Here is a 7051-nt window from a genome sequence, read left to right as displayed (position 1 = left end):
GGACGGAGGCGGGCGGCTACCCTAGCGGTGGCCGGACGTGGCATGCCGGTCGCCTCGTGACCGCCGAAACCTGACAAAACGGGATGTTCGCGTGTTTGACACCTTGAGTGACCGCCTTTCCGGCATTTTCACCAAGCTCCGTGGCAAGGGCCGGCTCACCGACGCCGACATCGACGCCACCGCCCGCGAGATCCGCCTGGCACTGCTGGAGGCCGATGTCGCCCTGCCGGTGGTCAAGGGCTTCATCGCCAACGTCAAGGAGCGGGCACGCGGGGTCGAGGTCTCGCAGGCACTGAACCCGGCTCAGCAGATCGTCAAGATCGTCAACGAGGAACTGATCGCGGTCCTCGGCGGCGAGGGACGCCGGCTCCAGTTCGCCAAGCAGCCACCGACCGTGATCATGCTCGCCGGTCTCCAGGGTTCCGGTAAGACCACCCTCGCCGGCAAGCTCGCCCGCTGGCTCAAGGCCCAGGGCCACCAGCCGCTGCTGGTCGCCGCCGACCTCCAGCGCCCCAACGCCGTCGGGCAGCTCCAGGTGCTCGGCGGTCGGGCCGGGGTCGAGGTGTACGCCCCGGAGCCCGGCAACGGTGTCGGTGACCCGGTGCAGGTGGCCCGCGCCTCGATCGAGCACGCCCGTCGGGCGGCCCGGGACATCGTGATCGTCGACACCGCCGGTCGACTCGGTATCGACGCCGAGATGATGCAGCAGGCCGCCGACATCCGGGACGCGGTCCAGCCGGACGAGGTCATCTTCGTCATCGACGCGATGGTCGGTCAGGACGCGGTCCGGACCGCCGAGGCGTTCCGGGACGGCGTCGGGATCACCGGCGTGGTCCTCTCCAAGCTCGACGGCGACGCCCGTGGTGGTGCCGCCCTCTCCGTCCGGCAGGTCACCGGCCAGCCGATCCTCTTCGCCTCCACCGGCGAGAAGTTGGAGGACTTCGACGTCTTCCACCCCGACCGGATGGCCAGCCGGATCCTCGGCATGGGCGACGTCCTCACTCTGATCGAGCAGGCCGAGGCGGCCTTCGACGCCGATCAGAAGGAGAAGATGACCGCCAAGCTGATGGGCGGCGAGCAGTTCACCCTGGAGGACTTCCTCGACCAACTGATCGCGGTGCGGCGGATGGGCCCGATCGCGAACGTGTTGGCCATGATGCCCGGCATGGGGCAGATGAAGGACCAGCTCGCCGAGCTGGACGACAAGCACTTCGACCGGGTCACCGCGATCATCCGGTCGATGACCCCTGGTGAGCGCACCAACCCGAAGATCATCAACGGGTCCCGTCGGGCCCGGATCGCCGCCGGCTCCGGGGTCACCGTCATGGACGTCAACCAGCTGCTCAACCGCTTCACCGACGCGCAGAAGATGATGAAGCAGATGGGCGGCATGATGGGCCTGCCCGGGGCCGGGCGGCGCAAGGCCACCAAGTCCCCGAAGAACAAGCGCAAGGGCACCAAGGGCGGCGGTCGGCCCCGCTCGGGTGCCCCGGCGGGCGGGCTGCCGGCCGGTTTCCCCGGCGGGATGCCCCAACTGCCGCCGGGCGTCGACCCGAACGCGTTGGCCGGTGGGCAGGGGCTGCCGCCGGGCTTCAAGCTGCCCAAGCTCGACTTCAACAAGCTGACCCGCCGCGACGACGACAAGAAGTGAGCCGCGACGGCGCCAGTGCGTGAGCCCCGACGGCGGCAGCAAGTGCGCCCGCGACGGCGGCAGTGCGTGAGCCCCGATGACGGCAGGAAGTGCGCCGCGACGGGGAGTGGTGACGACGACGTGGGGCCCGGCCGGGAACGGCCGGGCCCCACCAAGAGCGCCCGGTAGCAGGACTGGCGGGGCTGCGGCGTGCCCTGGCGCGTCGGCTGGCGGCGTTGTCGTCGTCGGCCATGCCACACCGGCATGGCCTCCTCCTCCGCCTTGCCACCCTCGGCCAGGACCCGCCTCGCCTCCACCGCCCTGCTACCGGGCGCTCTGCGCACCGCGGGTCAGGTCAGGACACCAGGTCCGGCCGGTTGGTCACCCGTACCGCGTTGACGATCGGCTTGCCGAAGCCCTTGTGCGTCACGAACCGCACGTTGAGCTGACCGTCGACCACCTGCACGGTGTACGTCTTGGTCAGCGCGGCGAAGCTGCCCACCTCGTTGGCGACGTCCAGCGACGGCAGCACCTCCTGCCCCTCGATCAGCACGTCGAAGAGGCGCTTGTTCGGGGCCTGTGCCCGTACCTCGGCGAAGTCCAGCTCGACGGTGTAGTAACCGTCGGCCAGCCCGTCGACCCGGTACTCGTACATCCCCTCCCGCTGGTTGGCGAAGCGGGCCGGGTCGTTGGTGCCGGTGATCGTGGTGCTGGTCGACTGCCGGCTGGAGGTACCCAGGTAGCCGGCCCCACCGGCGACGTACGGCTGGTCCGGCGACCAGGTCTGCCCCTCGACGTCGGCCCGCCCGGCGGTCGCGCCGGCGTCGACGGCCAGGGTGTAGCTCGGTACCACCAGGGTGACCGGCACGGTGATCACCGGACGCCGGCCGCTGTTCGAGGTGATCTGGAGCTTCGCCTGGTGGAAGGTGCCGGCGGTGAGCCCGGCGGTGCTGACCGCCACGCCGACACTGTGCCGGCCACCGGTGGCGAGCGTGCCGGACGCCCCGGTGAGGGTCAGCCAGCCGATGTCCTGCGGCTGGCCGTCGGCACCGAGCTCGGTGACCGTGAAGTCGGCACCGAGCGCGCCCGTGTTGCTCAGCCCGATCTCCCGGGACCGGGTCTGTCCCGCCGGGGCGATCACCGACAGGGCGGTGACCGGGGTGCTGACCCGGGCGGTACGCAGGACCACGGAGCGGGTGTCCGCACCGCCCGCCGCGAGGGTCACGTTGGCGGCGGCCGACTCGTAGTGCTCCTTGGCCAGGCCGAGCGCGACCGCGCCGGCCGGGGCCTGGACGAGGTAGGCGCCCTCGGCGTCGGTGGTCTCGGTGACGGTGGCGTCGCCGACCTGGGCGGTCACCGTGGCACCGGCCACCGGCTGCCCGTCGTTGGCGTCGGTGAGTACGCCGGTCAGCACGCCGGTCCGGGTGGACCGGAACGCGAGCGCCGTACCGTCGGCGACCGCCGCGCTGTTGTACGCGTACTCGAAGCCGACCGTGCCGGCCGCGTTCTCCAGGCCGATGGTGGCGCCGGTGCCGGTCTCCGCGCCGGTGCCGTCGATGTCGGCGTACCGGTAGGTGATCGCGCCGTTCTCGCTGATGGCCGCGCTGAAGGTGATCCGCTGCGACCGGTCGGCGAAGAGCGAGACGTTGCGCCACTCCACGGTGAAGGTGCGGTTCGGCTTGGCGCCGGTGACCGTGGTGTAGATGCCCGAGTCGGCCTCCACGTACAGGTCGTCCCAGAACGGGTACAGCGCCAGGTTGGGGACCCCGGTGTTCGGCAGCGTGGTGTTGGCGCGGCTGGTCGAGGCGGTGCCGAAGCCGAGCACACCGTTGGTGCTGACCCAGGCGTCCCGGTACGACTTGCCGTAGAGCGGGACCCGGAACGGCAGGGTGATCGGGGCGGTCCGGTCGTCCCCGGTGAGGGCCACCAGGTCGGTACCGGCGGTGAAGGAACCACCGGCTGCGCCGCAGGCGTACCCGAAGGCGTCCACCCGGTCGGGCAGGGTGACGTCCAGAACGGTGTCGGCGTTCACCGTGGCCGCCCGGCTGACCGCGTCGGCACACCGGTAGGCGTGCTCGAAGCGGACGTCGTACCCGCCCTGCGGCACGGTGACGGTGTAGTGGCCGGCCGCGTCGGCGACCGTGCTGAGCGGGGTGCCGAGCACGGTCACCTTCGCCCCGCCGGCCGGACCGGCCGAGGTGCTCACCGTGCCGCTGAGGACGGCCGAGGGGGCCTGCTCGACGGTGATGTCGAGGTCGACCGTCTGGTTCTCGGCGATGGTGGCCGAGCCGGTGGCGGTGCGGTAGCCGAACTTGCCCACCGAGACGGTGTAGTCGCCGACCATCAGCCGGTCGAAGGCGTACGAGCCGTCGGCGGCGGTGGTGGCGGTACGGCTCATCGGGCCGGTGACGGTGATGCTGGCTCCGGCGAGCGGGGCGCCGCCCGAGGTGACCTGACCGCCGAGCGCGCCGAGCGCACCCCGGGGGGTGGCGTTGACGGCGGCGTACGCGTCGAGCCGGCCCTCACCGAAGACGTTGTTGTCGTCCACGGTGCCGCCGCAGGTGAGCGCGTCCACGTCGATCGCGGTGTCGTCCAGGATCGCCTTGGTCGCGGCGATGTCGCCCTGGATGGCGGGGGAGGCCGACCACATCAGCGCCACCACGGCGGCGGTGTGCGGGGAGGCCATCGAGGTGCCGCTGAACGAGCCGTACCCGGTCCGGGTGGAGGAGCGCACGTTGGCGCCCGGGGCGGCGATGTTCGGCTTGATGTCGCCGTTCTCGCCGGTACCCCGGCTGGAGAAGCTGGCGATGGCGTTGTTGACGTCGAACGCGCCGGAGCTGTAGCTGATGGTGTACGAGCCGGGGCTGCCCGAGGTGTTGCAGTTCGGCCCGCTGTTGCCGTTGGAGAACGCCGGGAAGATGCCGGCGGCCACCCAGGACGACACGATCTCGGTGTACCACGGGTCGTAGGTGGAGGAGCCCCAGGAGTTGTTCACGATGTCCGGGGCGAGGTCCGGGCGCGGGTTGGCGCCGGTCAGGTCGGTGGGGGCGATCATCCACTCACCGGAGGCCATCAGCGAGGTCCGGGAGCAGGAGCTGGACTCGCAGCCCTTGGCGGCGATCCAGGTGGCGTTCGGGGCCACCCCGATGACGTTGGCGCCGTCCAGGCCGACCATGGTGCCCATGGTGTGGGTACCGTGGTCGTTGTTGTCGCAGGGGGCGGCGGAACCGCAGGCCCCGGAGGGGTCGTACCAGCTGTAGTTGTGGTCGTAGCTGCCGTCCGCCTTGCGGCCCCGGTAGCTGGCGTTGACCGCCGGGTGCTGGAAGTTGACGCCGGTGTCGATGTTGGCGATGACGATGCCCTCGCCCCGGACACCGAGGTCGTTCCAGACCCGGGGTGCGTTGATCCGGTCGATGTTCCACTCGACGCCGTCGAGCGCCGGGACGACGTCGCCGGGGAGCGGCTCGGGGATGCTGACCGGGTCGTCGGCGAGGATCTCGGAGACCTCGGCGCGGACGGCGATCTCACCGAGCAGGTCGGCGTCACCGGTCACCCTGATGGTGTTGGCCAGCCAGAACGACTTGTAATCGGCGCCGCGCTTGTTCAGCAGGGCGCGCAGGCCGGCCTGGCTGCGGTCGGCGTGCTCGGTCTTGGCGCGGTAGACGTGGGCGGCCTTGTCGGCCTTGCGGTGGAGCTTCTTCGCGCCGGCCAGGTCGGCCTTGCTGTCGAGGAAGACCCAGAAGCTGGTCTTGCCGTCCCGGGCCAGCCGGGCGGTGACCTTCTTGTCCGTCTTGCTGGCCACGGCCTTCGCCTCGGTCTGCTCCGGGCTGGCCGCGGTGGCGGGGTTACCGCCGATGCCGATCGGCAGGGCGATACCGACCGCCAGGCCGGCTACCGCGATACGCCATCGTTTTGGTGACACTGACTCGACACTCCTTTGTGGTGAGGCGAGACTACGAAAGTCCGAGGCCTACTCGGACGATCGGAGAATCGTGCCGCCTGAAGGTTCCCTCCATCAAGACCTATGGAAATAAATAAATTTGTCAATCACCTTTCCTGGTCGACCCACGATCAGGGGTTACCGGCGGGTCGTCGGGGTGGTCGATCGGGGTGGTCGGCGACAATGGCAGCCCAGCCGAGGTGACCGGTCGCCACGGCGGCCCGGCCGGGGCGGTCGGTGACCACGGCGGCCCGATCGAGGTGATCGTGGCGATGCCCGTCCGGCCGGTACTGCCGCCGGGGCGTATGCCGGTCGGCCCCCGGTGGTGTTGCCGGTGTGCACGCCGGCCGGACCGGTGACAATGGCCCACGCACCGATGCGTGAGACGACGGAGGACCGATGGCCTGGCACGTTCGCGGAGCAGTCCTGCCCGACGACGAGGTACGCGACATCTACCTGGTCGGTGACCGGGTCACCTTCGAGCCGGTGCCCGGCGCCGAGACGATCGCCGACCGGGGCTTCGTCCTGCCCGGCCTGGTGGACGCGCACTGCCACATCGGGATCGCCCCGGGTGGGGCGCCGGTCCGCTCCCTCGACGAGGCCAGGGGACTGGCCGCCGCCGACCGGGATGCCGGGGTACTGGCCATCCGGGATGCCGGTTCGCCCTTCCCGTACCCGGAGCTGGACGACGACCCGGACGTGCCGCGCCTGGTACGCGCGGGCCGACACATCGCCCCGCCGAGACGTTACCTGCGGGACATCGGGGTGGAGGTGGCCGCGGCCGGCGTGACGGCAGCGGTCACCGCGCAGGCCCGGGCCGGCAGCGGCTGGGTGAAACTGGTCGGCGACTGGATCGACCGGGGTGCGGGGGACCTGGCGCCGGCCTGGGACCCGGCGACCATGGCCGCCGCCGTCGAGGCCGCACACGCCGCCGGGGTACGCGCCGCCGTGCACACCTTCTCCGAGTCGGCCGTGGAGATCATGGTGCGGGCCGGCGTCGACTCGGTCGAGCACGGTACCGGGCTCAGCCTCGACCTGATCGACGAGATGGCCCGGCGGGGCACCGCCCTGGTACCCACGATGATCAACATCGCCACCTTCGGTGACATCGCCGACCGGGCCCGCGAGCGGTTCCCCGGGTACGCCAAGCACATGCTCGCGCTGCGGGACGGTTTCCCCGACGTGGTCCGGGCGGCGTACGAGGCGGGCGTGCCGGTCTACGTCGGCACCGACGCGGGCGGCGGCATCAACCACGGGCTGGCCGCCGAGGAGATGCTGCTCCTGCACGAGCGGGCCGGGATGTCCCCGGTGGACGTCCTCGCCGCCGCCTCCTGGCAGGGGCGGCAGTGGCTCGGCTTCGCCGGCCTGGTCGAGGGGGGACCGGCCGACCTGGTCGTCTACGACAGTGACCCGCGCGCCGACCTGCGGGTGGTCCGGGAACCCCGCCGGATCGTGCTGCGTGGCCGCATCGTCCGCTGACC

The 7051-nt window shown here is 71.3% G+C and carries 3 protein-coding genes; 2 read left to right on the top strand and 1 reads right to left on the bottom strand.

The window, feature by feature from the left end; all coding sequences use genetic code 11:
- The first annotated feature begins 91 nt into the window (after positions 1 to 91).
- Positions 92 to 1651: a signal recognition particle protein gene (ffh, locus tag GSF22_RS28215; RefSeq protein ID WP_208816778.1), complete on the top strand. Its 1560-nt coding sequence runs from the start codon at positions 92 to 94 to the stop codon at positions 1649 to 1651.
- Between the two features lie 334 nt (positions 1652 to 1985).
- On the opposite strand, the gene GSF22_RS28210 is transcribed toward ffh, so the two are convergent.
- Positions 1986 to 5552, bottom strand: a complete 3567-nt coding sequence (locus tag GSF22_RS28210) for a S8 family serine peptidase (RefSeq protein ID WP_307804397.1) — start codon at positions 5550 to 5552, stop codon at positions 1986 to 1988.
- 417 nt (positions 5553 to 5969) lie between these two features.
- On the opposite strand from GSF22_RS28210, the gene GSF22_RS28205 reads away from it, so the two are divergent.
- Positions 5970 to 7049, top strand: coding sequence for an amidohydrolase family protein (locus tag GSF22_RS28205; protein ID WP_208816777.1), 1080 nt, complete (start codon positions 5970 to 5972; stop codon positions 7047 to 7049).
- Positions 7050 to 7051 lie beyond the last annotated feature (2 nt).

This window comes from Micromonospora echinofusca (assembly GCF_017614955.1).
Taxonomy (GTDB): Bacteria; Actinomycetota; Actinomycetes; order Mycobacteriales; family Micromonosporaceae; genus Micromonospora; species Micromonospora echinofusca_A.
Note: the sequence above shows the minus strand (reverse complement) of the source record. Positions and strands in the feature narration are given on the sequence as shown.

What these genes read in the sequence shown, in the direction of transcription:
- GSF22_RS28205 (WP_208816777.1), top strand. Translation starts at nt 5,970, where the DNA reads ATGGCCTGGCACGTTCGCGGAGCAGTCCTGCCCGACGACGAGGTACGC.